At 53.9% G+C, this 24,665-nt stretch carries 27 protein-coding genes and 1 other annotated feature; of the genes, 17 read left to right on the forward strand and 10 right to left on the reverse strand.

Going from position 1 to position 24,665, the window contains the following annotated elements:
- Positions 1–44 precede the first annotated feature (44 nt).
- Together nadE and DFO57_RS03360 are read right to left on the reverse strand one after the other, a co-directional pair.
- Positions 45–869, reverse strand: a complete 825-nt coding sequence (gene nadE / locus DFO57_RS03355) for an ammonia-dependent NAD(+) synthetase (RefSeq protein WP_014605972.1) — start codon at positions 867–869, stop codon at positions 45–47.
- Positions 870–986: 117 nt separating this feature from the next.
- Positions 987–2,189: a multidrug effflux MFS transporter gene (locus tag DFO57_RS03360; protein WP_110015080.1), complete on the reverse strand. Its 1,203-nt coding sequence runs from the start codon at positions 2,187–2,189 to the stop codon at positions 987–989.
- A 226-nt stretch (positions 2,190–2,415) separates the two neighbouring features.
- On the opposite strand from DFO57_RS03360, the gene osmE reads away from it, so the two are divergent.
- Positions 2,416–2,751, forward strand: coding sequence for an osmotically-inducible lipoprotein OsmE (gene osmE, locus DFO57_RS03365; RefSeq protein WP_013025567.1), 336 nt, complete (start codon positions 2,416–2,418; stop codon positions 2,749–2,751).
- 55 nt (positions 2,752–2,806) lie between these two features.
- Here osmE and DFO57_RS03370 read toward each other — a convergent pair whose 3' ends face one another.
- The 4 genes from DFO57_RS03370 to hxpB all read right to left on the reverse strand — a co-directional run bounded on the left by DFO57_RS03370 (position 2,807) and on the right by hxpB (position 6,332).
- On the reverse strand, positions 2,807–3,205 hold the full coding sequence (locus tag DFO57_RS03370; protein ID WP_014605970.1) for a DUF6515 family protein: 399 nt from the start codon (positions 3,203–3,205) through the stop codon (positions 2,807–2,809).
- A gap of 195 nt (positions 3,206–3,400) precedes the next feature.
- Positions 3,401–4,792 (reverse strand): L-cystine transporter, encoded by a 1,392-nt coding sequence (locus DFO57_RS03375; protein ID WP_014605969.1) that lies wholly within the window; start codon positions 4,790–4,792, stop codon positions 3,401–3,403.
- A gap of 151 nt (positions 4,793–4,943) precedes the next feature.
- Positions 4,944–5,534 carry a metal-dependent hydrolase gene (locus DFO57_RS03380; RefSeq protein ID WP_110015188.1) on the reverse strand — a complete coding sequence of 197 codons (591 nt, stop codon included), beginning with the start codon at positions 5,532–5,534 and terminating at the stop codon, positions 4,944–4,946.
- 129 nt (positions 5,535–5,663) lie between these two features.
- On the reverse strand, positions 5,664–6,332 hold the full coding sequence (hxpB, locus tag DFO57_RS03385) for a hexitol phosphatase HxpB (RefSeq protein ID WP_022622480.1): 669 nt from the start codon (positions 6,330–6,332) through the stop codon (positions 5,664–5,666).
- Positions 6,333–6,488: 156 nt separating this feature from the next.
- Here hxpB and DFO57_RS03390 point away from each other — a divergent pair, with 156 nt between their 5' ends.
- Positions 6,489–7,025, forward strand: coding sequence for a YniB family protein (locus DFO57_RS03390; protein WP_015700427.1), 537 nt, complete (start codon positions 6,489–6,491; stop codon positions 7,023–7,025).
- A gap of 4 nt (positions 7,026–7,029) precedes the next feature.
- Here the strand turns inward: DFO57_RS03390 and DFO57_RS03395 are convergent, their stop codons facing one another.
- On the reverse strand, positions 7,030–7,923 hold the full coding sequence (locus DFO57_RS03395) for a fructosamine kinase family protein (RefSeq protein WP_015700426.1): 894 nt from the start codon (positions 7,921–7,923) through the stop codon (positions 7,030–7,032).
- Positions 7,924–8,001: 78 nt separating this feature from the next.
- Positions 8,002–8,304, reverse strand: coding sequence for a type V toxin-antitoxin system endoribonuclease antitoxin GhoS (gene ghoS, locus DFO57_RS03400; protein WP_028715073.1), 303 nt, complete (start codon positions 8,302–8,304; stop codon positions 8,002–8,004).
- Positions 8,305–8,655: 351 nt separating this feature from the next.
- Between ghoS and DFO57_RS03405 the strand changes: the two genes are divergently transcribed.
- The 15 genes from DFO57_RS03405 (at position 8,656) to DFO57_RS03470 (ending at position 22,349) form a co-directional block, all read left to right on the forward strand.
- Positions 8,656–9,417, forward strand: a complete 762-nt coding sequence (locus DFO57_RS03405; protein WP_014605966.1) for a YdiY family protein — start codon at positions 8,656–8,658, stop codon at positions 9,415–9,417.
- A 246-nt stretch (positions 9,418–9,663) separates the two neighbouring features.
- The gene (gene thrS, locus DFO57_RS03410) at positions 9,664–11,592 is read left to right on the forward strand and encodes a threonine--tRNA ligase (protein ID WP_014593593.1); all 1,929 of its coding nucleotides are present in this window, start codon (positions 9,664–9,666) and stop codon (positions 11,590–11,592) included.
- 3 nt (positions 11,593–11,595) lie between these two features.
- Entirely contained in the window at positions 11,596–12,147 is a 552-nt protein-coding gene (gene infC, locus DFO57_RS03415) for a translation initiation factor IF-3 (protein WP_026020952.1), read from the forward strand.
- A gap of 100 nt (positions 12,148–12,247) precedes the next feature.
- Positions 12,248–12,445: a 50S ribosomal protein L35 gene (rpmI, locus tag DFO57_RS03420; protein WP_004157374.1), complete on the forward strand. Its 198-nt coding sequence runs from the start codon at positions 12,248–12,250 to the stop codon at positions 12,443–12,445.
- 44 nt (positions 12,446–12,489) lie between these two features.
- The gene (rplT, locus tag DFO57_RS03425; protein ID WP_006118956.1) at positions 12,490–12,846 is read left to right on the forward strand and encodes a 50S ribosomal protein L20; all 357 of its coding nucleotides are present in this window, start codon (positions 12,490–12,492) and stop codon (positions 12,844–12,846) included.
- Positions 12,847–12,962: 116 nt separating this feature from the next.
- Positions 12,963–13,088: a sequence feature (Phe leader region), on the forward strand.
- Positions 12,968–13,012 carry a pheST operon leader peptide PheM gene (pheM, locus tag DFO57_RS22650; protein ID WP_106120997.1) on the forward strand — a complete coding sequence of 15 codons (45 nt, stop codon included), beginning with the start codon at positions 12,968–12,970 and terminating at the stop codon, positions 13,010–13,012. Its footprint overlaps the feature before it by 45 nt.
- Before the next feature lie 72 nt (positions 13,089–13,160).
- Positions 13,161–14,144 (forward strand): phenylalanine--tRNA ligase subunit alpha, encoded by a 984-nt coding sequence (gene pheS, locus DFO57_RS03430; RefSeq protein ID WP_013025578.1) that lies wholly within the window; start codon positions 13,161–13,163, stop codon positions 14,142–14,144.
- Between the two features lie 14 nt (positions 14,145–14,158).
- Positions 14,159–16,546 (forward strand): phenylalanine--tRNA ligase subunit beta, encoded by a 2,388-nt coding sequence (gene pheT, locus DFO57_RS03435; protein WP_029568723.1) that lies wholly within the window; start codon positions 14,159–14,161, stop codon positions 16,544–16,546.
- A gap of 4 nt (positions 16,547–16,550) precedes the next feature.
- Complete coding sequence (gene ihfA / locus DFO57_RS03440; RefSeq protein ID WP_006118960.1) at positions 16,551–16,853, forward strand: integration host factor subunit alpha; 303 nt, start codon at positions 16,551–16,553, stop codon at positions 16,851–16,853.
- 99 nt (positions 16,854–16,952) lie between these two features.
- Entirely contained in the window at positions 16,953–17,942 is a 990-nt protein-coding gene (btuC, locus tag DFO57_RS03445; RefSeq protein WP_013025581.1) for a vitamin B12 ABC transporter permease BtuC, read from the forward strand.
- 33 nt (positions 17,943–17,975) lie between these two features.
- A complete protein-coding gene (locus DFO57_RS03450; protein WP_013025582.1) occupies positions 17,976–18,521 on the forward strand; it encodes a glutathione peroxidase in 546 nt (181 codons plus the stop codon).
- Complete coding sequence (btuD, locus tag DFO57_RS03455; RefSeq protein WP_013025583.1) at positions 18,522–19,271, forward strand: vitamin B12 ABC transporter ATP-binding protein BtuD; 750 nt, start codon at positions 18,522–18,524, stop codon at positions 19,269–19,271.
- Positions 19,272–19,337: 66 nt separating this feature from the next.
- Complete coding sequence (locus DFO57_RS03460) at positions 19,338–19,796, forward strand: NlpC/P60 family protein (protein ID WP_013025584.1); 459 nt, start codon at positions 19,338–19,340, stop codon at positions 19,794–19,796.
- A gap of 291 nt (positions 19,797–20,087) precedes the next feature.
- Entirely contained in the window at positions 20,088–20,822 is a 735-nt protein-coding gene (locus tag DFO57_RS03465) for an EAL domain-containing protein (RefSeq protein WP_105091431.1), read from the forward strand.
- Between the two features lie 90 nt (positions 20,823–20,912).
- Positions 20,913–22,349: a protein adenylyltransferase SelO gene (locus tag DFO57_RS03470; RefSeq protein WP_014593598.1), complete on the forward strand. Its 1,437-nt coding sequence runs from the start codon at positions 20,913–20,915 to the stop codon at positions 22,347–22,349.
- 1 nt (position 22,350) lies between these two features.
- Here the strand turns inward: DFO57_RS03470 and DFO57_RS03475 are convergent, their stop codons facing one another.
- Both DFO57_RS03475 and DFO57_RS03480 read right to left on the reverse strand, forming a co-directional pair.
- Complete coding sequence (locus DFO57_RS03475; protein ID WP_105080193.1) at positions 22,351–23,397, reverse strand: 3-deoxy-7-phosphoheptulonate synthase; 1,047 nt, start codon at positions 23,395–23,397, stop codon at positions 22,351–22,353.
- Between the two features lie 152 nt (positions 23,398–23,549).
- Positions 23,550–24,377, reverse strand: a complete 828-nt coding sequence (locus tag DFO57_RS03480; protein ID WP_013025588.1) for a pyruvate, water dikinase regulatory protein — start codon at positions 24,375–24,377, stop codon at positions 23,550–23,552.
- Positions 24,378–24,665: the final 288 nt, after the last annotated feature.

Raw genomic sequence — 24,665 nt, forward strand, 5'->3', positions numbered from 1 at the left:
CTGAGCTGACCGGGCGCGATGTTAACGGATAAAGACGAGGGGGATTATTTCCAGAAATCGTCGAAAACGGTCACAGGCGGACGACGCTTGTGCTCGGTTTTCAGGTACCAGCCTTCAATGATCTTCGCGCTTTCCGGCGCAATGGTTTTGCCTTCCAGATAGTCATCGATCATGTCGTATGTCACACCCAGCGCGACTTCATCCTGCAGGCCAGGACGATCGTCTTCAAGGTCGGCGGTGGGTTTTTTCAGATAGAGATGCTCGGGACAGCCTAGGGTTTTCAGCAACTGTTTTCCCTGACGTTTATTCAGGCGGAAGATTGGGTTGATGTCACTCCCGCCGTCGCCATATTTGGTGAAGAAACCGGTAACGGCTTCTGCGCCGTGGTCGGTACCGACCACCACACCTTTGGTCATGCCGGCAATGCTGTACTGCGCTTTCATACGTTCGCGGGCTTTTTCATTACCGCGGATAAAATCGGACAGGACGATGCCCGCGTCTTTCAGCGCCCGCTCGCTGGCCAGCACCGCTTCTTTAATGTTGACCACCAGCGAGCGATCCGGCTGGATAAAGGCCAGTGCATCCTGACAGTCCTGCTCATCGGCCTGCACGCCATAAGGCAGGCGCACCGCGATAAAGGTATAGTCCTTATCGCCCGTTTCTTGCCGAAGTTCCGTTATTGCCATTTGGGCCAGTTTGCCGGTCAGGGTTGAATCCTGTCCGCCGCTGATACCGAGTACCAACGTCTTAACGCCGCTGTGACGGGTTAAGTACGCTTTTAGGAAATCAACGCTAGTGCGGATTTCCTGTTGTGGATCGATAGTCGGCTTAACGCCGAGTGCGGTAATGATTTCCTGCTGCAGTGACATCAACATCTCCTCAAGTCTGTCGCTCGTTGGCACAATACAACGCCTGTTTTAAAGCTAACGCGCATCCCTGTAAACAACAAGCCAAAGCGACAGCTGTTTTTATCAGGGCAGGCGGAATCACAGGGTTTTTGCACCGGATGCCGGTTTTTTCGCCAAAGCCATAAACGTCAGTATAGCCAGCATGTAGCAGCCAAAAACGGTCAGCGTCATACTGATTACTGATGTTCCTCCGATGCCCGTCACCGGTACGGCAATGGCCCCCAGGGTAAACATCGTCACGCCAATCACGGCTGAAGCGCTACCGGCGCGCTGCCCCTGGCTTTGCATCGCCAGTGAGGCCGCCGTCGTGGAAATCACGCCGTTACTGGCAACGGTAAAGAACAGGGCCAGCAGTAACAGCGGCAGGGGAGCATGACTTATTCCCGCGATCAGCAACAGGCTGGATGCCACGCCTGCCAACGTCAGCCCGCCTTTTAGCACCCGAAACTCCCCCCACAGCGGACAGAGCCGGGCGCTGGTCTGAGAGGCGATGATTAGCCCGAAACCGTTTGCGGCAAAGCAAAGGCTGAACGCCTGCGGTGACAGGCCATAACGTTCCTGCAGAACAAACGGCGAGGCGCCAATATAGGCAAACATGCCCGACATCATCAGCCCCTGCGTCAGACAAAATCCCATAAAAGGGCGATGGGTAATAACCTGGCCCAGCGCCGCATAGGCAGAAAAGACCGATCCCTGACTGCGTCGCCCGGCGGGAAGACTTTCATGCAGCTTCCCGCGCGCCAGCAGGATAAGTAAAACCGCGACACAGCCCAGCACCACAAAGATACCGCGCCAGTTCAGAAAGGTCATGAGTGCGCCGCCCAGTACAGGCGCAGCGACAGGCGCCAGGCCGTTTACCAGCATTAACAGGGCAAAAAAGCGGGTAAGTTCATGACCACTGTACATGTCACGAGCAATTGCCCGTGAGAGCACCGCTCCGCCTGCGCCTGCCAGTCCCTGAAACAGGCGAGCCAGTAGCAACTGGTTAATGTCCTGCGCCAGCGCGCAGCCCACCGAGGCAATAAACAGCAGCACCAGGGACAATGTCAGCGGGCGCAGGCGGCCAAATTTATCGCTCATCGGCCCGAAAAACAGCTGCCCGGCTCCCAGTCCGAGCAGCCCGGCCGTCAGGCTGAGCTGTGCCGTTGAGGTCGATGTCTGAAGATCCGTTGCCAACTGGGGCAGCGCGGGCAGGTACAGGTCAATGCACAACGGCCCCAGCGCGGCGAGCAATCCCAGTGTAATGGCATAAACCAGGCGGTTTGGTGATGAAAGCTTCATGTATCCTCTGTAGGTAAAAATGTGACATTGTCACTTTTAAGGGTTGTTACCAGGGCAGGCCCGGCAAGCGTGCTGTCTCACTTATTGGCGGCTGCGCAAAGGTCATCTCGGGGCATGTTATCAAAGCATCCTGAGCGAGTTGAGTTTAAGTCTGTCATTAACTTGAAAAAAACCGTTTTATGTTCCAGGCTTTTCAGCACATGGACAAAAAACGAGGAACAACAAGATGAATAAAGTGATGGGATGTATCGCTGCGGCGCTGACGCTGGCTGCGCTCTCTGGTTGTACGACTTACGATCGTGCCGAAAGCTACGTGACTAAGCCGGTGGTTAAGGACGTCAAAAAAGGCATGACCCGCGAGCAGGTACGCCAGATTGCTGGCCCAGCTTCCACTGAAATCACCATGGTGCATGCACGTGGTACCTGCCAGACCTACGTTATCGGCGAGCGTGACGGTAAAGCCCAAACCTATTTCGTCAGCTACAACGATGTAGGCCGCGTGATGAACTACGGCTTCCAGAGCTGTGCTGAATACGACACAGACCCGCAGGTTAAGCAGTAATTAGCCGCTTTAAATAAGAAACGGCTCGCCATTGGGTGAGCCGTTTTTTTTATAGCTACAATCCTGCCGGTCGGGGCACTTCAATGTAGCTGCCGTTAATTTCCCGCTGATAGTAGTGCCCGTCCTGCACATAAAAGCGCCTGCCGTTAAAATCCAGCACTCTCATGCCCGTTTCGTAGGTTTGCACAGGCGGCTCAACCACCACGTACTCTTCTCCGTGACGCTGATAATAACTGCCGTTAAGCAGGTAATACGTTAATCCGCCAATCAATACCGCCGTTGCGGCCAGCGGCAGAACATGGAAGTGATCGGGGCCGTGCCAGCGCGGTGCCGGACCATGCCAGCCTGGGCCGGGTCGCCAGTGTGGACCCGGGCCCCAGTCGCCGGGACGAGCAAACGCGTGAGTGGGCGCGACAATTGCTAGCGCCAGTAATGAGGCGATAACCGTTTTCATGAGCATTCTCCTGCAGTTATTACCTGCAGAATTCTCTTTTTGCTGCGTAAAGACAAGGGGAAATGCTGTGCATTATTGCCCGTTTACCACGCTTAACGTTTTCTTAACGGGAACAGGATGATGATGAAGAAATAAGGAGAAGATAAGACAAAAACAGAGAGAAAGACCTGGCGGCGGACGCCAGGTCTGGCGTGATTAGCTGTGCTCTAATTCACTGTGCTCGCTGCGCTCTAAAACGCGTTTATCGGTCAGGCCCAGCCAGCGACTGGTGAGCGATCCTGCGGTCATTGAGCCATTGACGTTTAACGCTGTTCGTCCCATGTCAATCAGAGGCTCAATGGAAATCAGCAGCGCGACCAGCGTGACCGGCAGCCCCATCGCAGGCAAGACGATCAGCGCGGCAAAGGTCGCTCCGCCGCCGACACCGGCTACGCCTGCTGAACTCAATGTCACAATGCCGACCAGCGTGGCAATCCACAGTGGATCAAAAGGATTGATGCCGACCGTCGGGGCGACCATCACTGCCAGCATCGTCGGATAAAGACCGGCACAGCCGTTCTGTCCAATGGTGGCACCAAATGAGGCCGAGAAGCTGGCAATCGATTCAGGTACGCCAAGGCGGCGGGTTTGCGCCTCCACGTTCAGTGGAATGCTGGCGGCGCTGGAGCGGCTGGTAAAGGCAAAGGTCAATACCGGCCACACTTTGCGGAAGAAGCGCATAGGATTGATGCCGTTGACCGACAGGAGCAGCGCATGAACCACAAACATAAGGGTCAGGCCCAAATAGGATGCCACAACAAAGCTGCCCAGCTTGATGATGTCCTGCACGTTGGAGCCGGCAACGACTTTGGTCATCAGCGCCAGCACACCATAAGGTGTCAGCTTCATAATCAGGCGAACCAGCTTCATCACCCACGACTGCAGCGTATCAATGGCGGTCAGTACCCGCTGGCCTTTGACCTCATCATCCTTGTGCAACTGCAGGGCAGCCACACCCAGGAACGCGGCGAAGATGACCACGCTGATGATGGACGTCGGGCTGGCACCGGTTAAGTCGGCAAACGGGTTTTTAGGAATGAATGACAGGATTAACTGAGGTACTGTCAAATCAGCGACTTTACCAACGTAGTTGCTCTGAATCGCGCTCAGGCGAGCCGTTTCCTGGGCGCCCTGTACCAGACCGGTCGCGTTAAGGTGAAACAGGCCGGTGACAAAAACGCCGATCAGGGCAGAAATTGCTGTTGTAAACAGCAGTACGCCGATGGTCAGAAAACTGATTTTTCCCAGTGAGGAGGCATTGTGCAGGCGGGCGACGGCGCTGAGAATTGACACGAACACCAGCGGCATCACAATCATCTGTAACAGCTGAACATAACCGTTACCCACGATGTTAAACCAGCCGATAGAGGCTTTAACGATATCGCTGTTGCCGCCATAAATCAGCTGGAGCGCGAGGCCAAACACCACACCCAGCACCAGGCCAGTCAGAACCTTTTTCGACAGGCTCCAGTTTGCCCGGCCAAGGCGCGACAGCAAAAGCAGTAGCAGCACAAATGCCACGACGTTAAGCGTAAGAGGAATATCCATAGCAACTCCGATGTAATGCAGCATTCCCTGGTCAGGAGAGCAGCAGAGGTTTGATCGTAAAGATACGTATCCAGAAATGGTAACAGTTAGAAATCGCGCAATCTTATATCCAAATGGAATAGCTTATAACCTTACCCTTTTTGCCGGGCAATTAACGCTCAAATTGCGCAGAAATGAGACGGCTAACGCCATTTTGTAAGGTGTCGAATACCTGGGCGGGCCAGCCATTTTCACCAAATGAAGGCATCCCTACCGGGAACCACAGAGCGTAACCGATCAGGCATAAACAGAGCGCTCGCTCCAGTTGATTGCCTTTCTGGCTGTTCAGTACCGGCAGGCGAAAACGCCAGCGGCAGGGCCAGAGTAGTGGAACGCCAGCGGGAGTAAGCATATCCGCCACAATATGGCTCAGATAACCGAGCGTCATGCCCTGCAATACATCGGCCGGGAGGGGCCAGCTTTTCGGTACGTTAATCTGAAACAGCCACAGGCTGGCCGCCACCGCAAGCAGGCTGTGGGTAAATCCCCGGTGACCAAAGGCCCGCGCAATAGGGTGGGACAGCCAGCGAAGCCGCTGTCCTAACAGAGATTTGGGATGATCGATATCGGGAAGCAGGCAGGTCAGTAACGTGGCCGGGATCAAATGCCACCAGTCTGCGTGCGCCATCACCGGCGTGAGTTCGGCCCGTTTGGCAAAAATAGCGCTGGCAACCGCAAAAAAGATATGGCCCTCGGCCGTCATGATAAAACCTGGCTGCAAAAACTGTCGATGCATCCAGTATAGGGATTTATCCAGTAAATGAGAACCTGTGACGCTGTAACGAAGCGTTAATTTTTTAAGCCTGTGCAACAGGTTACAACACAGGCACGATTACCCCAGTAAATGGGCGGGCATCAGCTGTGTCAGATTGCTGAGTTTAACATCGGCCAGTGCCCAACGAGCATCTTCCTGATGGACGGCAGCCGGCACGACGATGGCGCGCATCCGTGCCGCTTTGCTCGCCACCATTCCGTTAACGGAGTCTTCCAGCGCGACGCAGTTTAACGGATCGATGCCCAGCGCCTCCGCCGCATTAAGGTACACCTGAGGGTGCGGCTTGCTGTAAGGCAGGTTCTCCGCCGAAGACAGCACGTCAAACCAGGGCCGCAGGTTGAACATCTCCAGCACGGCTTCCAGCATAAACAGCGGCGAGGCCGAGACCAGGCCGGTTTTTAGCCCCTGCTGCTTACATAACCTCAGGGCCGATTCAACACCGGGCAGCAGAGGACGTTCTGTCGCAATCAGTTCCATCACGCGGGTAATAATGCGCTGGGTAATCTCCTGCTGCGACGGACCGGTCCAGGGCAGCGTTTCATACCACATGCGCACGGTTTGATCGATGCGTAGCCCAAGCGTATCGGGCAGCGTATGACGGCGCGTTAAATCAACGTCCAGGGTGGAAAAGATATCCATTTCGGCCCGATCCCAGAGCGGTTCCGAATCAATCAGTAATCCATCCATATCAAATAAAGCCGCGTAAACCGGGCGGTGGTAAGACATATGGCGCTCCCCTGTAAATAATCCCGCTACCTTACCACGAACGCAGGCGGGGGTTAACGAGAGCCTTGCCGGGCGCAGCCTGCTCTTTTTTTTGGGAAAATTCCCTGAGGGCAGGTTAGACTGAAGGCTAACAGGATTTTGGGTTCAGGAGATATCATGACCTATCAACAGGCTGGCCGTATTGCCATCCTTAAACGCGTTGTCGGCTGGATAGTTTTTTTACTGGCGTTGCTCTCCACGATCATCTCACTGCTGAGTTTTCTCTTTAAACACAGTGAAAAGAAACCCGGCATTGATGCCGTGATGCTCGATTTTATTCATGTCATGGTCGATATGATTCGTTTTAACACGCCGTTTCTGAACATTTTCTGGCACAACTCGCCCGTGCCGGAGTTTAACGGCCAGATGAACCTGGGGTTCTGGCTAATCTATATTCTGATCTTCATCGGGCTGGCCCTGGAAGCGTCAGGTGCGCGTATGGGGAGGCAGGTTCGCCATGTCCGCGAAGGCATTGAAGACCAGATGATCCTCGAACAGGCGAAAGGCAGCGAAGGGCGCACGCGTCAGCAGGTGGAAGAGAAGGTGCGCATTCCTCGTCACACCATTTTTCTGCAGATTTTCCCGCTCTATATTTTGCCCATCGTGATTGTTATCGCCGGATATTTTCTGCTTTCGTTACTCGGTTTTCTCTAACCGGTCAGGCCGGTTTAGCCTGGCCGGCCGCCAGCGCGTCGTCGTCCAGTAACTGACCTACGGCAAACTGCGCGGCCCCCAGCCAGTTGCCGCCGAACACGTTGGCCCGGTTTAGCAGATAATAAAGCTGATAAACCGGCTGGCGCTGTGAGAAGCCATCCGGCAGTGGCCAAACCTGATTATAGCCGTCGAAGATTTCTCTGGGCAGATCGTTAAACCAGCTCAGCATCGCCAGATCACATTCTCTGTCGCCCCAGTAACAGGCCGGATCAAAAATCCATGGCCCGTTCTGGCTGGCTGCGCAGTTGGCGGGCCACAGATCGCCATGCAGCAGGGAAGGTTGCGGGTGATGGGAGGCCAGGGTGCGCTGCACACAGTCGACAATCAGCTCGGCATTGCCGTAGAGAATGCCTTTCTCGGCGGCAATTTGCAGCTGCCAGCCGATACGCTGCTCTGCAAAAAAGACTGACCAGCGCCGTAGCCAACTGTTTGGCTGAGGTGTGGTGGTCAGGTTGTTATCGAAATCAAGACCAAACTGCGGTTGTTCGCTCCACTGATGCAGATGTGCCAATTGCTGGCCCAGCTGCAGTGCGCTGTGCGCATCGAGAGGCTGAGGCTTGATGTATTCCAGCAGCAGAAAGCTGTAGTCGCGATCGCTGCCCACCCCGTAAACCTCAGGGACGCGGACGGTCTGCGTTCGGCGCAGCAGGGCGAGTTGATCGGCTTCCCAACTGAACAGCGAAACCTTATCGCGGCTGTTGCATTTGACAAAGACATCCTGCTCACCATAGCGAATCAGCCAGGCGGGATGTACATCGCCACCGGGGAGCTCGTGGCGTTGGGTAATATCGGCGTCACCAAATTGCTCGCTTAACAGACGACTAATGGCTGACCACATCGGGTTATCCTCTTTATTCGCTGCCTGAATTCGATTGTAACGCGTTAGCACTGCGCAAAGTCTGCGCCTGCGCACAGACTACTCTGTTGAACGTGCTGCGTCGCGCAGAAAATCGTCAAGCGTGGTGAGCGTCACGTCGGGCGTTTGCCCCAGCGCGCTTTCGCCCGCGGCAATGACCTGCTGTTTTAAATCCTCCTGCGTAAGCGTAGTCACAATGCCAAAACTGTTGGTGCCAAGCTCATGCGGGTTTCCCTTGTCATCCATCAGCGTGGTAGAAAAGCCGCCGGAGGTCATCGCTCCGGTTAACGTCAGCACGTCACTGAGACCGGTTTCCCGGTAATGAAACGTGACGACATAGCGGTGTAAATCCCCGTTGCTCATTCTGCACCTCGGTATGCTCAAATAATACACAGCGTAGTACAGGGTGAAAAAACAGGCGAATAATGAAGGAGATGAGGCGTAAAATCAGATCAATCTGTGTGCAAATTTCGCTGATATTCCAGGCAAAATCCTGTGTAAATCTTGTAAATGAAAAGATGCCATTTGCCAAAAATGGCTCTATAATGCGCGCCGAAATCAGGTTAACGCCTAGTGAATACGCGGCGTTACGCTAAAGTATGCCGTTCTGAGCGAATTCATGTTTTTTTACAAAAGTTACCGTAAATTGCATTGATCGCATTGGGAAACCCTTCAGAATCTTCGTTTTTAAAACTGCTGCACGGATCACATTTAATGAAAGCCTTTAACAAGCTGTCTGCTGTTCTTTTGCTCTCTGCCGGAGCGTTTTGTCACCAGGCGCTGGCCGATAATGCTGTCTTTACCGCAATGGATGACCCTTCAACGGCGAAAAAGCCTTTTGAAGGTTCTGCTTCTGCGGGTTACCTGGCACAAACCGGTAACACCACCAGTTCATCATTGACCGCGCAAACCAATATGACCTGGTACACAGAATCAATGGCCTACAGCTTGTGGGGTAACGCCGCAAACACCTCTGCCAACGATGAGCGTTCTTCGGAAACCTACAACCTGGGTGCCCGTTCGCGTTACAACATGAGCGCCTACGACTACCTGTTTGGTCAGGCAAGTTGGTTGAGCGATCGTTATAACGGCTATGATTCTCGTGATGTGCTGACCGCCGGTTATGGTCGCCAGATTCTGAACGGCCCGGTGCATTCACTGCGTGCTGAATTCGGTCCGGGTGTGCGTTACGACGATTACCGCGACGGCGATCATAAAACGCAGGGGCTGGCTTACGGCGCTGTGAGCTATCAGTGGCAACTTACCGACACCACTAAGTTCATTCAGGGTGTTTCCGTACTGAGCTCGCTGGGAGAAGACACCACGGTGAACTCAGAAACGGGTTTACAGGTTGCTATTAACGATCACTTTGCCCTCAAGCTGGCCTACAACGTGACCTGGAACAACAACCCACCGGCTTCTGCACCAGACCGTACCGATACCCGAACTTCCGTCATGCTGACCTACGCGATGTAACAGGCGTCAGGATGTCTGAAAAAGCGCGGTCTGGCACAGTGCCTGGCCGCTTTTTTTCGATCTCTCTGAGGCTTAGCGACAAACGCATGGGTTTTGCTCGCGCCTGAAAACTGCTATTATCCGTCCCGCATTACACTCCTGGCGACATTCCGACAATGTGGGTCTGACATAACGCCAGGTCAATAACACTACTCAATTTTGTATGTAAGCTTTCGTGTGGCTTACCACTGCAACTAAGGACATTCTATGCCTGTAATTACGCTTCCTGATGGCAGTCAGCGCTCATACGACCGCCCTGTCAGCGTCATGGATATCGCGCTTGATATTGGTCCCGGTCTGGCAAAAGCCTGCATCGCCGGACGAGTTAACGGTGAACTGGTTGATGCGGTCGATCCCATCACCGACGACGCGTCTGTTGCCATTATCACTGCCAAAGACGAAGCGGGTCTGGAGATCATCCGCCACTCCTGCGCGCATCTGTTAGGCCATGCGATTAAGCAGCTGTGGCCAGATACCAAAATGGCGATCGGTCCGGTGATCGACAACGGCTTCTATTATGATGTCGATATCGATCGTACCCTGACCCAGGAAGACATTGAGCTGCTGGAAAAACGCATGCATCAGTTGGCCGAGACCAACTACGATGTTGTGAAGAAAAAAGTCAGCTGGCAGGAAGCGCGCGATGTCTTCGCGGCGCGAGGTGAAGTCTACAAGACCACCATCCTGGATGAGAACATCAGTCATGACGATCGCCCCGGGCTGTATCATCATGAAGAATATGTCGATATGTGCCGCGGTCCGCACGTACCGAACATGCGTTTCTGTCACCATTTTAAACTGCAGAAAATCTCCGGCGCATACTGGCGCGGCGACAGCGACAACAAAATGCTGCAGCGCATTTACGGTACAGCATGGGCAGATAAGAAACAGCTGGCGGCTTATTTACAGCGTCTGGAAGAGGCGGCGAAGCGCGACCACCGTAAAATTGGTAAGCAACTCGACCTCTATCATATGCAGGAAGAAGCGCCGGGCATGGTTTTCTGGCATAATGACGGCTGGACAATTTTCCGTGAGCTGGAAGTGTTCGTCCGCAGTAAGCTAAAAGAGTACCAGTATCAGGAAGTTAAAGGCCCGTTCATGATGGATCGGGTGCTGTGGGAAAAGACCGGCCACTGGGAAAACTATAAGGATGCGATGTTCACGACCTCTTCTGAGAACCGTGAGTACTGCATCAAACCGATGAACTGCCCAGGGCACGTCCAAATTTTTAACCAGGGGCTGAAATCGTATCGCGATTTGCCGCTGCGTATGGCTGAGTTCGGTAGCTGCCACCGTAATGAACCTTCAGGTGCTTTGCATGGCCTGATGCGTGTGCGGGGCTTTACCCAGGATGATGCGCATATTTTCTGTACGGAAGATCAGCTGCGTACCGAAGTGAACAGCTGTATCCGCATGGTTTATGACATGTACAGCACCTTTGGCTTTGAAAAGATTGTGGTGAAACTGTCCACCCGTCCTGAAAAGCGTATTGGTTCTGACGAAACCTGGGATCGTGCAGAAGAAGATCTGGCTGCGGCGCTCAATGAAAACAACATTGAGTTTGAGTACCAGCCGGGTGAGGGCGCGTTCTACGGCCCTAAAATTGAATTTACACTATACGATTGCCTTGACCGCGCCTGGCAGTGTGGAACGGTTCAGCTAGACTTTTCCCTGCCTAAGCGTCTGGATGCCACCTACGTGGGTGAAAACAACGATCGTCAGACGCCGGTAATGATTCACCGTGCGATTCTGGGTTCGATGGAGCGCTTCATCGGTATTTTGACCGAGGAGTTCGCCGGTTTCTTCCCAAGCTGGCTGGCGCCGATGCAGGCTGTGGTAATGAATATTACCGACGGTCAGGCAGAATATGTTGAGACTTTGACACGTAAATTGCAGAATGCTGGCATTCGTGTGAAAGCGGACTTGAGAAACGAGAAGATAGGCTTTAAAATCCGCGAGCACACATTACGTCGCGTCCCTTATATGTTGGTCTGTGGTGATAAAGAGGTGGAAGCTGGCAAAGTGGCCGTTCGCACCCGCCGTGGTAAAGACCTTGGGTCGATGGACGTCGATGTGTTTGTTGAGAAGCTGCAGCAAGAGATTCGCAGCCGCAATCTTCACCAATTGGAGGAATAAAGTATTAAAGGCGGAAAACGAGTACAACCTACGCGTCCGAATCGCATCAACAGTGAAATTCGCGCAACAGAAGTGCGCTTAACAGGCGTTGAAGGCGAGCAACTTGGTATTGTAAGTCTACGCGAAGCTCTGGAAAAAGCTGAGGAAGCGGGTGTAGATTTAGTTGAAATCAGCCCGAACGCCGAACCGCCGGTTTGCCGCATCATGGACTACGGCAAGTTCCTCTATGAAAAAAGTAAATCTTCTAAGGAACAGAAGAAGAAACAAAAAGTTATTCAGGTTAAGGAAATCAAATTCCGTCCTGGAACCGATGATGGCGACTATCAGGTCAAACTACGCAACCTGATTCGCTTTCTGGAAGAAGGCGATAAAGCCAAAATCACGCTGCGTTTCCGCGGTCGTGAGATGGCGCACCAGCAGATCGGTATGGAAGTGCTTAACCGCGTCCGTAAAGACCTGTGTGAAGATCTGGATTTGGCCATTGTCGAATCCTTCCCTTCGAAGATCGAAGGCCGCCAGATGATCATGGTGCTCGCTCCTAAGAAGAAACAGTAGGCATTCAAGTAGCAATGACCGCGCAGCGCTTGCGTTGTGCGGTTTGTTGTTCGCCTGTCTGGGTCATGTTATCAACAATGCGAAGTGGATATTTTTTAAAATGCCAAAGATTAAAACTGTACGTGGCGCGGCTAAGCGCTTCAAGAAGACCGCTTCTGGCGGCTTCAAGCGTAAACACGCAAACCTGCGTCATATTCTGACTAAGAAATCTACTAAGCGTAAACGTCACCTGCGTCCGAAAGGCATGGTGTCTAAAGGCGATCTGGGTCTGGTTATTGCCTGCCTGCCGTACGCATAAGTAAATTTTTTTAATTAATTCAGAATATTAAACAGGAGAGCTAAATGGCTCGTGTAAAACGTGGTGTAGTTGCTCGCGCACGTCACAAAAAAATCTTAAAACAAGCTAAAGGTTACTACGGTGCACGTTCACGTGTTTACCGCGTTGCCTTCCAGGCTGTTATCAAAGCTGGTCAGTATGCTTACCGCGACCGTCGTCAACGTAAGCGTCAGTTCCGTCAGCTGTGGATCGCGCGTATCAACGCAGCAGCGCGTCAGAACGGTATGTCTTACAGCCGTTTCATCAATGGTCTGAAAAAAGCAGCCATTGAAATTGACCGTAAAATCCTGGCCGACATCGCCGTATTCGACAAAGTGGCATTCACTGCACTGGTAGAAAAAGCGAAATCAGCGCTGGCGTAAGTCAGTTGAAAAAGGGAGCTTGCTCCCTTTTTTATTACCTGTAACCTGAGCAAAAGATTGACTTTTTCGCCGCTGCGCATTTCAATAGTGCCGTTGGAAATCATGACAAGGTAACGCAAGCATGAATGCTGCTATTTTCCGTTTCTTTTTTTACTTTAGCGCCTGACAATCAGGGGCTTTTGCGCATAAGAAAAGAAACGAAAAATCGCGCTGAAAGCCTCCCACGTGGAGGCTTTTTTTGTTTTTGGCGCTGGCATATTGGACCGGCAGGTCCCAACAAGTACTAACCAGCCTGACTGGAAAAAGAGGAAAACATGTCCCAACTAGCAGAACTGGTGGCGAACGCCACGGCGGCCATCGACGGGGCGACCGATATCGCCGCCCTTGACGCGGTGCGCGTCGAATATCTGGGGAAGAAAGGGCATCTGACATTACAGATGACCACATTGCGTGAATTGCCAGCGGAAGCGCGTCCTGCGGCCGGTGCGGTGATTAACGAGGCTAAACAGCAGGTAACGGATCGTCTGAACGCGCGTAAAGAGGAGATGGAGTCTGCGGTCCTTAATGCCCGTCTGGCGGCAGAAACCATCGACGTTTCCCTGCCGGGACGCCGTATCGAAAACGGCGGCCTGCATCCGGTGACCCGCACCATCGATCGTATTGAAACGTTCTTTGGCGAGCTGGGCTTTGCGGTAGTGACCGGTCCGGAAATTGAAGACGATTATCATAACTTCGATGCGCTCAATATTCCGGGCCATCATCCGGCGCGTGCCGATCATGATACTTTCTGGTTTGATGCCACGCGCCTGCTGCGTACGCAAACCTCAGGCGTGCAAATTCGCACTATGAAGAACCAGCAGCCGCCTCTGCGCATTATTGCGCCGGGCCGCGTGTACCGTAACGATTACGATCAGACGCACACGCCGATGTTCCACCAGATGGAAGGGCTGATCGTCGATAAGAATATCAACTTCACCAACCTGAAAGGCACGCTGCACGATTTCCTGAACAACTTCTTTGAGGAAGATTTGCAGATCCGCTTCCGTCCTTCCTATTTCCCGTTTACCGAGCCGTCCGCTGAAGTGGATGTGATGGGTAAAAACGGCAAGTGGCTGGAAGTGCTGGGCTGCGGCATGGTGCACCCCAATGTTCTGCGCAATGTCGGTATCGATCCGGAAGTCTATTCAGGCTTCGCCTTTGGCATGGGCATGGAGCGCCTGACCATGCTGCGCTACGGCGTGACCGATTTACGCGCATTCTTCGAAAATGATTTACGTTTCCTCAAACAATTTAAGTAAGGGCAGGTTATCCAATGAAATTCAGTGAACTCTGGTTACGCGAATGGGTAAATCCAGCCCTTGACAGTGCGGCCTTATCTGAGCAAATCACCATGGCCGGCCTGGAAGTGGACGGCGTTGAGCCCGTTGCGGGCGCGTTTCACGGCGTCGTGGTCGGTGAGGTAGTGGAATGCGGTCAGCACCCTAATGCCGACAAACTGCGTGTGACCAAAATCAATACCGGTGGCGATCGGCTGCTGGACATCGTCTGCGGCGCACCAAACTGCCGTCAGGGCCTGAAAGTCGCAGTCGCCACCGTGGGTGCCGTGCTGCCGGGCGATTTTAAAATTAAAGCGGCTAAGCTGCGCGGCGAACCGTCCGAAGGCATGCTGTGCTCGTTCTCTGAGCTGGGGATTTCCGACGACCACAGCGGCATTATCGAACTGCCCGCCGATGCGCCGATTGGCACGGATATCCGTGACTACCTGCAGCTGGACGACAACACCATTGAAATCAGCGTCACGCCTAACCGCGCAGACTGCCTGGGCATTATCGGGATTGCCCGCGATGTTGCGGTGCTGAACAGCCTGCCGCTTAACGCGCCGGTCATTGAGCCGGTTGCGGCGACGATTGCTGATACGTTACCGATTAGTGTCGAAGCCACCGCTGCCTGCCCACGCTATCTGGGGCGGGTCGTGAAAGGCATCAACGTCAGCGCAGCAACGCCGCTGTGGATGAAAGAGAAACTGCGTCGCTGTGGTATTCGCTCTATCGATCCGGTCGTTGATATCACCAACTACGTGTTGCTCGAACTGGGCCAGCCAATGCACGCGTTCGATCTGGACCGCATCGACGGCGGTATCGTCGTGCGGATGGCGAAAGATGGTGAGGCGCTCACGCTACTGGATGGCACAGAGGTGAAGCTCAGCAGCGATACGCTGGTGATTGCCGATCATCAGAAAGCCCTGGCGATGGGCGGCATTTTTGGTGGTGAACATTCCGGTGTAAACGGCGAAACGCAAAATATTTTGCTGGAGTGTGCCTGGTTCGAACCGCTGGCGATTGCGGGCCGCGCACGCCGTCATGGTTTGCACACCGATGCATCACATCGCTACGAGCGCGGTGTGGATTCTGCACTGCAACACAAGGCGATGGAACGCGCGACTCAGCTGCTGCTGAGCATCTGCGGCGGTGAAGCGGGCCCGGTTATCGATCAGACGTCGGCGGACGCCTTGCCGCAACCGGCCACGATCACGCTGCGTCGTGAAAAGCTGGATCGGCTGATTGGTCATGTTGTCAGCGATGAGCAGGTCACGGATATTCTGACGCGCCTGGGTTGTCAGGTCAGCGTAACCCCTGGGGAATGGCAGGCGGTCGCCCCCGCCTGGCGCTTCGATATGGCTATCGAAGAGGATCTGGTAGAAGAGATCGCCCGCATTTATGGTTACAACAACATCCCGGACGTGCCGGTTCAGGCCGGTCTGGTCATGACAAAGCACCGTGAAGCTAACCTGTCGCTGAAGCGAGCAAAAATGCTGTTAGTGGATAAAGGCTACCAGGAAGCCATCACCTACAGCTTCGTGGACCCGAAAGTACAGCAGTTGCTGCATCCGGGTGAAGAGGCGCTGCTGCTGCCCAGCCCGATCTCCAGCGACATGTCCACCATGCGTTTGTCACTGTGGACTGGCTTACTCAGCGCGGTGGTCTATAACCAGAACCGTCAGCAGAGCCGCGTGCGTCTGTTTGAGAGTGGTCTGCGATTTGTTCCTGATACTCAGGCGGATCTCGGTATTCGTCAGGATCTGATGCTGGCAGGCGTGCTGAGTGGCAACCGCTATGAAGAACACTGGGATCTGGCGCGTCAGACCGTTGACTTCTATGATTTGAAAGGTGATTTAGAGTCGTTGCTGGATTTAACCGGCAAGTTGAATGCGATTAGCTTCCGTGCAGAGGCGAATCCAGCGCTCCATCCTGGACAAAGTGCGGCAATTTATTTACAGGATGAACGAATCGGATTTATCGGAGTGGTTCATCCCGAGCTTGAACGTAAGCTGGATCTCAACGGTCGTACCTTAGTCTTTGAACTGCTTTGGAATAAGGTCGCAGACCGCGTCCTGCCTGATGCGCAAGAGGTTTCACGCTTCCCGGCAAACCGCCGTGATATCGCCGTTGTTGTGGCCGAAAATGTGCCGGCAGCAGATATCATCGCAGAGTGTAAGAAAGTTGGCGTAAATCAGGTAGTTGGCGTAAACTTGTTTGACGTGTACCGAGGTAAGGGTGTTTCCGAGGGCTATAAGAGCCTCGCAATCAGCCTGATTTTGCAGGATACCAGCCGGACACTCGAAGAAGAGGAGATTGCCGCGACGGTTGCCAAATGCGTTGCGGCATTAAAAGAGCGATTCCAGGCAACCTTGAGGGATTGAACCTATGGCGCTTACAAAAGCTGAGATGTCAGAATACCTGTTTGAGAAACTCGGGCTGAGCAAACGTGACGCAAAAGAGTTGGTGGAGTTGTTTTTCGAAGAGGTTCGCCGCGCGTTGGAAAATGGAGAACAGGTTAAACTGTCGGGGTTTGGTAATTTTGACCTGCGTGACAAAAACCAACGTCCGGGCAGAAACCCAAAAACGGGAGAAGATATTCCCATTACTGCGCGTCGCGTAGTGACCTTCCGTCCAGGGCAGAAGCTTAAAAGTCGCGTTGAAAACGCCACACCAAAAGACAGTGACTGATCCCAGTGTTTCAAAAAGGCCGCGCAAGCGGCCTTTTTCATTTCTTTTTTTCGCAATCCTTTTACAATCAATCCTCTGTCATTCTGGCTAATTCTGCTTATGTCCCAGCTTGAACAACTTGCTCTGCACAGCGATCGCCGCAGTAAAGCCTGGCTTTTGGGTCTCGGCAGCCTGCTTCTGGTGTTATTTATCCTCAGCCTGTGCGCGGGTGAGCGCTGGATAAGCCCCACACAATGGTTCAGCGACAGCGGCAGGCTTTTTGTCGGCCAGCTTCGCCTGCCGCGCAGCCTTGCGGTTATCCTGGTGGGGAGCGCGCTGGCTCTGAGCGGCGTTGTCATGCAGGCGTTGTTTACCAACCCACTGGCCGAACCCGGGCTGCTTGGCGTTTCCAACGGGGCCGGCATTGGCCTGGTCGCGGGCGTTCTGTTGAGCAGCGGTTCGCTATGGAGCCTCAGCTTTTCGGCAATGGCCGGTGCGCTGGTCGTTACCCTGATTCTGTTGCATTTTGCCCGGCGTCATTTATCCGTCACGCGTTTGCTGCTCACTGGCGTTGCGCTGGGGATTATTTGCAGCGCGATCATGACGTGGGCCGTCTATTTCAGCAGCAGCCTCGATCTGCGCCAACTCATGTACTGGATGATGGGCGGCTTCAGCGGTATCGACTGGCGCTATGGCTGGATGATGCTGGCGCTGCTGCCGGTTATCCTGGCGCTCACCACAGCGAGCAGGGTGCTTAACTTACTGGCGCTGGGGGAAACGTCAGCCCGCCAGCTTGGGTTGTCACTGTTTTACTGGCGTAATCTGCTGGTGTTGGCCACGGGATGGCTGGTTGGCGTCAGCGTGGCGCTTGCTGGCGCAATTGGCTTTGTGGGCCTGGTGATTCCGCACCTGCTGCGGCTGGTGGGGCTGAATGACCACCGTGCGCTGCTGCCGGCTTCGGCGCTGGCGGGAGCCAGCGTATTGCTTGGCGCGGATATTATTGCCCGCCTGGCGCTGGCCTCCGCTGAGTTACCCATCGGCGTGGTCACGGCAACGCTCGGCGCACCGCTGTTTATCATCTTGTTAGTCAAATCGTCACGTCAGCTTTAGCTGACATACATGCATTAACCACAGGAACTCCGTATGAGCATTTATCAAACTGAACTGGTTACACTGGATGGTGAGAAAACGGCGCTGTCCTCCTGGCAGGGACAGGTGCTGCTGGTGGTCAACGTGGCCTCTAAATGCGGCTTAACCCCACAATATGAAGCGCTGGAAAATATTCATAAAGCCTGGCATGAGCAGGGCTTCAGCGTGCTGGGTTTCCCCTGCAACCAGTTTCTGGAGCAGGAGCCAGGCAGTAGCGAAGAAATCAAAACGTTTTGCAGCACGACCTACGGTGTGACGTTTCCGATGTTCGAAAAGTGTGAGGTCAATGGTGAGCATCGTCATCCGCTTTATGCACAGCTGGTCGCGGCGAAACCCGAGGCCGTGCGTCCGGAAGAGAGTGGTTTTTATGAGCGCATGGTCAGCAAAGGACGGGCTCCCAAAGCGCCGGGCGATATTCTGTGGAACTTCGAAAAATTCCTGATAGGGCGTGATGGCAGCGTTATTCAGCGTTTCTCACCGGACATGTCGCCAGAAGATCCCATTATTCTGGAAACGATCAAACAGGCGCTGGCAAAGTAAGTGTTGCTTAGCCTGGAAAATGCAGCCATCCCCGGACGGCTGCAACCGGTGAGCGGCACGATGCAGGCCGGGCAACGGGTGCATCTGGTGGGGCCGAATGGCGCAGGGAAGAGCACACTGCTGTCAGCCCTGGCGGGATTGGAACCCTTTACCGGCCGCGCCACGCTACTGAATACCGCCCTCGTCAGTTGGACAGGCCCGGCGCTGGCCAGCGTGCGCAGCTGGCTGCCTCAGCAACAGCTTCCTCCGGGGCAGATGCCGGTTTACCACTATCTGCGGCTGCATCTTTCGTCTTCCACCTCGCCAGATGAAGCCCGGCTCGCCACGATACTGTCGCGGTTGCAGTTGGATGATAAATTAGCCTGGCCATTGACCCAGCTCTCCGGTGGTGAGTGGCAGCGGGTGCGGCTTGGCGCGGTAATGATGCAAATCGATCCGCAGATCAACGCCAGAGGGCAATTACTGATCCTGGATGAGCCCATGACGGCGCTGGATGTTGCTCAACAAAAAGCGGTGGACGATCTGATTAGTGAACTCTGTGCCGCAGGAGTTTGCGTTGTCGCCAGCAGTCACGATCTTAACCATAGCTTATGGTATGCCAATCAGGTCTGGCTGTTACATCAGGGCCAGGTGGTGTTGCAGGGCGAGCCTGCGGATGTCCTTCGGCCAGAACAGCTTTCGCCCCTGTACGGCATTCCGTTTCGTCAGCTCATCTTAGAAGGACGGCCTCTGCTGACCGTTTTGCCCTGAGACTTGCCACCTGGCGCGCTTTGCCGCTACATTAATCCGGTTACTCTTTATTAAGGATGAGCTGTGATGCGCATGGGGTTGCTGTTATTCGCTTTATTGCTGGTGGGCTGTAGCCATCATGCACCGCCCATTAACAGTCGCCTCTCTGACTCCATCACCGTGATAGCGCAACTCAGAGATCAACTGGGAAGCTGGCGGGGCACGCCTTACCGTTATGGTGGCATGAGCCGCGGCGGGGTGGACTGTTCAGGCTTTGTCTACCTGACGTTTCGCGACAGGTTTGATCTGCAACTTCCCCGCACCACTTCCGCACAAAGCGATATTGGCACCCGCATCAGCAAAGACGATCTCTTGCCCGGTGATCTGGTGTTCTTCAAAACGGGCAGTGGTGAAAATGGCCTGCATGTGGGCATTTATGACACGGATAACGCTTTCATCCATGCGTCCACCAGTCAGGGCGTAATCCGCTCTTCGCTGGATAATGTCTACTGGCGGAAGGTCTTTTGGCAGGCGCGCCGCATCTAATTTCTCCGCTGGAAAACCAGTGGGTTTGTGCGGATTAAATCAAAAAAAAACGGACCTGGAAAAATATTCTTAATTCGGATTTAACCGGTTCGTTTTATTTATAACACCGGACCTAAGAATGTTTTTCACGGTTAACAGAATTGTTCCTGGAATTATTTGGCTTAAAGTTTATTTTTTTAGCCTAACGGTAATGAAGCGATAAAAATATCCATCTCATCAGTCCTTTGCTACTATTGCCAGTATGTTTTTAATCATATACGATGCACTATCGCCACATATTCTGGCTGTAAAATGAAAATTCACCTGTCTGCCGACTACCAGTCGGAAATTTGGTTTTATGCCGCCTGTTCTCAGGAAGGGCACTTAACCGCCATTGAGCTGGCTACGCAGTTCGTGCACGAGAGTGCGCCGATCACGTTGCCGCAGGATGTTCTGTTGCCTCAGCTTGATGAGACACAGCGCCTGCGCCTGCTGCAGCGCCAGATCTCGCTGCTGGAAAAACACCAGACGTTTTTTGAAACCCATCACCTGCTGGCTTTTATGCCTGTCGATGAGGGCATGGCGAACACCATTCTCGAGAGTGAGTTTCTGACGCGCAAAATAAAACAGCTTCCTTTTATAATGCTGGATATCAGCGAAACGTTTCTCTCGCTGAATTTGGGAAAAAATAACCCATTACTCGCCGCGTTAAATCGTGAGTTTAAATTGTCTCTGTCCCATTTTGGCGCAGGGAAATCCTCCACGACAGCCGTTTACGATAATCTGTTTAGCTGTATCAGACTGGATAAACACTTTATTCACTCACTGTCTAAACGTGCTTCTTTTTTACCATTTATGCAGAGCATCATCGATAATTTCCGCAGCCATTGCGATCGGATGATTATTTGTGGTGTGGATGATGAAATTTTACTGGATAAAGTTAGCCAGCTCAGTAACGTCCACCTCCAGGGCGCGCTGTTTCCAGTGGTTAAATCAGACGCCTTTGAGACGTTAATCTACTCTGAGCAATTCCTGCACACTCCCTGATACTCGCACGCCTGCCGCCTGTCCAATCCTGGTCATCAACGCTACACTGTGGGTTTTATCACACGATACCCGGTGTCGTTGGGAGAATTGATGATCTTTGATAACAGCTGGTTTCGTGAGCTTCCTGGCAGCTATACCGCGTTAAACCCTACGCCACTTGCGGGCGGCCGACTGCTGTATCACAACGCGCCGCTGGCGAAGGCAATGGCACTGGACAGCGCATTGTTTTCCGGGCAGGGCCATGGCGTGTGGTATGGTGCCGCGTTATTACCCGGCATGGCACCGCTGGCCCAGGTCTACAGTGGGCATCAGTTCGGCGTCTGGGCCGGTCAGTTGGGTGACGGCCGCGGTATTCTGCTGGGCGAACAGCGGCAGGAAGACGGTCGCAGGCTCGACTGGCACCTGAAAGGTGCCGGGCTAACGCCTTATTCGCGCATGGGCGACGGTCGTGCCGTGGTACGCTCCACGGTGCGTGAATTTCTCGCCTCTGAAGCGCTGCATCATTTAGGCATTCCCACCACGCGCGCACTCACCCTTGCCGTTAGCGACGAGCCCGTTTACCGCGAGACCGCCGAACGTGGCGCGATGCTGATGCGTATTGCACCGAGTCACCTGCGCTTTGGGCATTTCGAACACTTTTTTTACAGCCAGCAGCCGGAACAGGTCAAACAGCTGGCAGACTATGCCATTCGCCACCACTGGCCGCAGCTGGTGGATGAGGCCGATCGTTATCAGCTGTGGTTTGCCGATATCGTGCTGCGCACTGCGCGACTGATCGCCCAGTGGCAAAGCGTGGGCTTCGCTCATGGCGTAATGAATACCGACAACATGTCGATCCTCGGCCTGACCCTCGATTACGGTCCCTATGGTTTTCTGGATGACTATCAGCCGGATTATATCTGCAATCACAGCGATTATCAGGGCCGCTACAGCTTCGAGAATCAGCCCATGATTGGCTTATGGAACCTCAACCGTCTGGCCCATGCGTTATCGGGGTTAATGAGTACCGAACAGCTCAAACAGGCCTTAAGCGGCTATGAGAATGCGCTGATGCGCGTCTGGGGAGAGCGGATGCGGGCGAAGCTGGGCCTGCTGACGGCCGATGCCGGGGATAATGAGATTCTTACCGAATTACTCAGCTTAATGAGTCAGGAACGCAGCGACTATACGCTCACGTTCCGTCTGTTAAGTGATACAGAGCAGGCGGAGAGCCGTTCGCCACTGCGGGATGAATTTATCGATCGTTCTGCTTTTGATCGCTGGTATCAGCGCTACCGTCAACGCCTGCTGCAGGAGCAGGTTGGCGATGCCGAACGGCAGCAGGTGATGAAAGCCGCCAATCCAGCCGTGGTGCTGCGTAACTACCTTGCTCAACAGGTGATAGACGAGGCGGAGAAGGGAGAGAGCGGCGCGTTGGCGCGTTTACATCAGGCGCTTCAGCAGCCCTTTAGTGACGCGGCGGCCGCTGAATATCGTCAACGGCCACCGGACTGGGGCAAGACACTGGAGGTCAGCTGCTCAAGCTGATTTACAGACGGTGAGAAACCGCCTCAGCTAACAGCGCAAGGACCTCTTCGCTGTCCTGCCAGCTGAGGCAGGGATCGGTGATCGACTGACCGTAAGTCAGGGGTTCACCGCTCACCACTTTTTGATTGCCTTCCTCAATAAAACTTTCAATCATTACCCCGGCAACGGCGCGAGAGCCGCTTTTAATCTGCCCGGAGACGTCCCGTGCAACATCGCGCTGACGGCGATGCTGCTTGAGGCAGTTGCCGTGGCTGAAATCAATCACCAACTGCTGCGGCAGACCAAACTCAGCTAAACAGGCAGCGGCTTCGGCAACGTCGCCTGCATGATAATTAGGCTGTTTGCCGCCACGCAGAATCACATGGCCGTGCGGATTCCCGCTGGTCTGGTAAATCGTCATCTGACCTTGTTTGTCGGGCGACAGAAACATATGGCTGGCACGGGATGCACGAATGGCATCCACGGCAATGCGGACGTTTCCATCTGTTCCGTTTTTAAAACCGACCGGGCAGGAGAGCGCCGAGGCCATTTCACGATGGATCTGGCTTTCGGTGGTCCGGGCGCCAATTGCCCCCCAGCTAATCAGATCGGCAATAAACTGGCCGATCACCATATCCAGGAATTCGGTGGCGGTCGGTAAACCCAACGCATTGATATCAATCAGTAGCTTGCGGGCGATGCTGATGCCGCGATTAACGTCAAAGCTGCCGTCCAGATCGGGATCGGAAATCAGGCCTTTCCAGCCCACAACCGTGCGTGGTTTTTCGAAATAGGTGCGCATCACGATTTCCAGCCGATCCTGATAACGCTCACGCAGGGCGACCAAACGCTGAGCGTAGTCCAGCGCGGCGACCGGGTCATGCAGCGAACAGGGGCCAATCACCACCAGCAGACGGGGATCTTCTCCGGTCAGAATGCGGGCAATGCGCTTGCGTGCGGCGGTGATGTTATCGGCCATGGTAGTCGAAAGCGGGTGTTCAGCTGCCAGACTGGCAGGGGAAATCAGGCTGCCAATGCGCGCGGTGCGCAGTTCATCAGTTTTGTTCATGGTGTTCTCTAAGCTTTTTCTTCGCAGCGGTGAAATACCGGGAAGTGATGATGGTCACAATAAACCATTAACCTGCGAATTCAAGCGACAACATGATAATGAAAGTCAAAATGACGGCAGCGGGACGTTACAGCGCCGCCGTCGGCAATTGACTAATACATGCGGCGCGTCAGGCCCATAATATCGAGGATTTTCGTCGCAATCTCTTCCACAGAGTAGTTGGTACTGTTGAGGTAGCGAATCTGGTGAGTGCGAAACAGCGCTTCAACTTCACCCACTTCCAGCCGACACTGGCGCATAGAGGCATAGCGGGTATTTTCTGCGCGCTCCTGACGAATGGCCGCCAGGCGTTCCGGATCGATCGTCAGGCCAAACAGCTTGTGCTGATGCTGACGCAGGGCGGGAGGCAATTTCAGATTATCCATGTCGTCGGCGATAAACGGATAGTTAGCAGCACGGATACCGAACTGCATGGCAAGATACAGGCTGGTGGGTGTTTTGCCGCAGCGCGAAACGCCTAACAGGATCACCTGCGCATCCTCCAGGCCGCGCAACGAGATGCCGTCATCATGCGCCAGCGTGTAATCGATTGCCGCAATACGGGCGTCGTATTTGCCGAGATTGCTGGCATCAAGCCCGTGGGTGCGGTGCGCAACCGGTGCCGGTGACAACCCCAACTCCTGCTGAAGCGGCGCGACCAGTGCCTGCACAATGTCCTGGCAGAAGCCTTCGCTCTGCACAATGATGTCACGGACTTCAGGCGTAACGATGGAAAAAAACACCAGTGGGCGCACGCCGCTTTGCTGATAAAGCGCATTGATTTGCGCCTTAACGGCCTGCGCACGCTGGACGTTTTCAACAAACGGCAGGGTCACGCTCGTGGTGTTAACCGGAAACTGAGATAACACGGCATGGCCTAATACTTCGGCTGTAATTGCTGTCCCGTCGGAAATGTAGAAAACGCTTCTGTCGGTGGTCATAAGTCGTGCCTCGGGCAGGGAAGTCGTAAAAACAAGTGAGATAATATAAGCATGCCTTCAGGGGCAAGTGTAGTCTGGGGCATCGTTTCCCTCTCGCTTTTGCATCATGACGTCACCTGTTCACTCTTTTTTGCGCCATCAACACCGCCTCAGGTGACAGACAACGCCTGTGTTTGTTGCGCAACAAAAACGCCGCATAACAGGCAGTAAAAAAAATAATGAGCTAATTATCAGCGTATTAGCAAAAAATAAGGGCCTTGCGCAACGCTGAAAAAACCAGGCGCAATT

Source organism: Pantoea sp. AG702, from assembly GCF_003182295.1.
Classification (GTDB): domain Bacteria; phylum Pseudomonadota; class Gammaproteobacteria; order Enterobacterales; family Enterobacteriaceae; genus Pantoea; species Pantoea ananatis.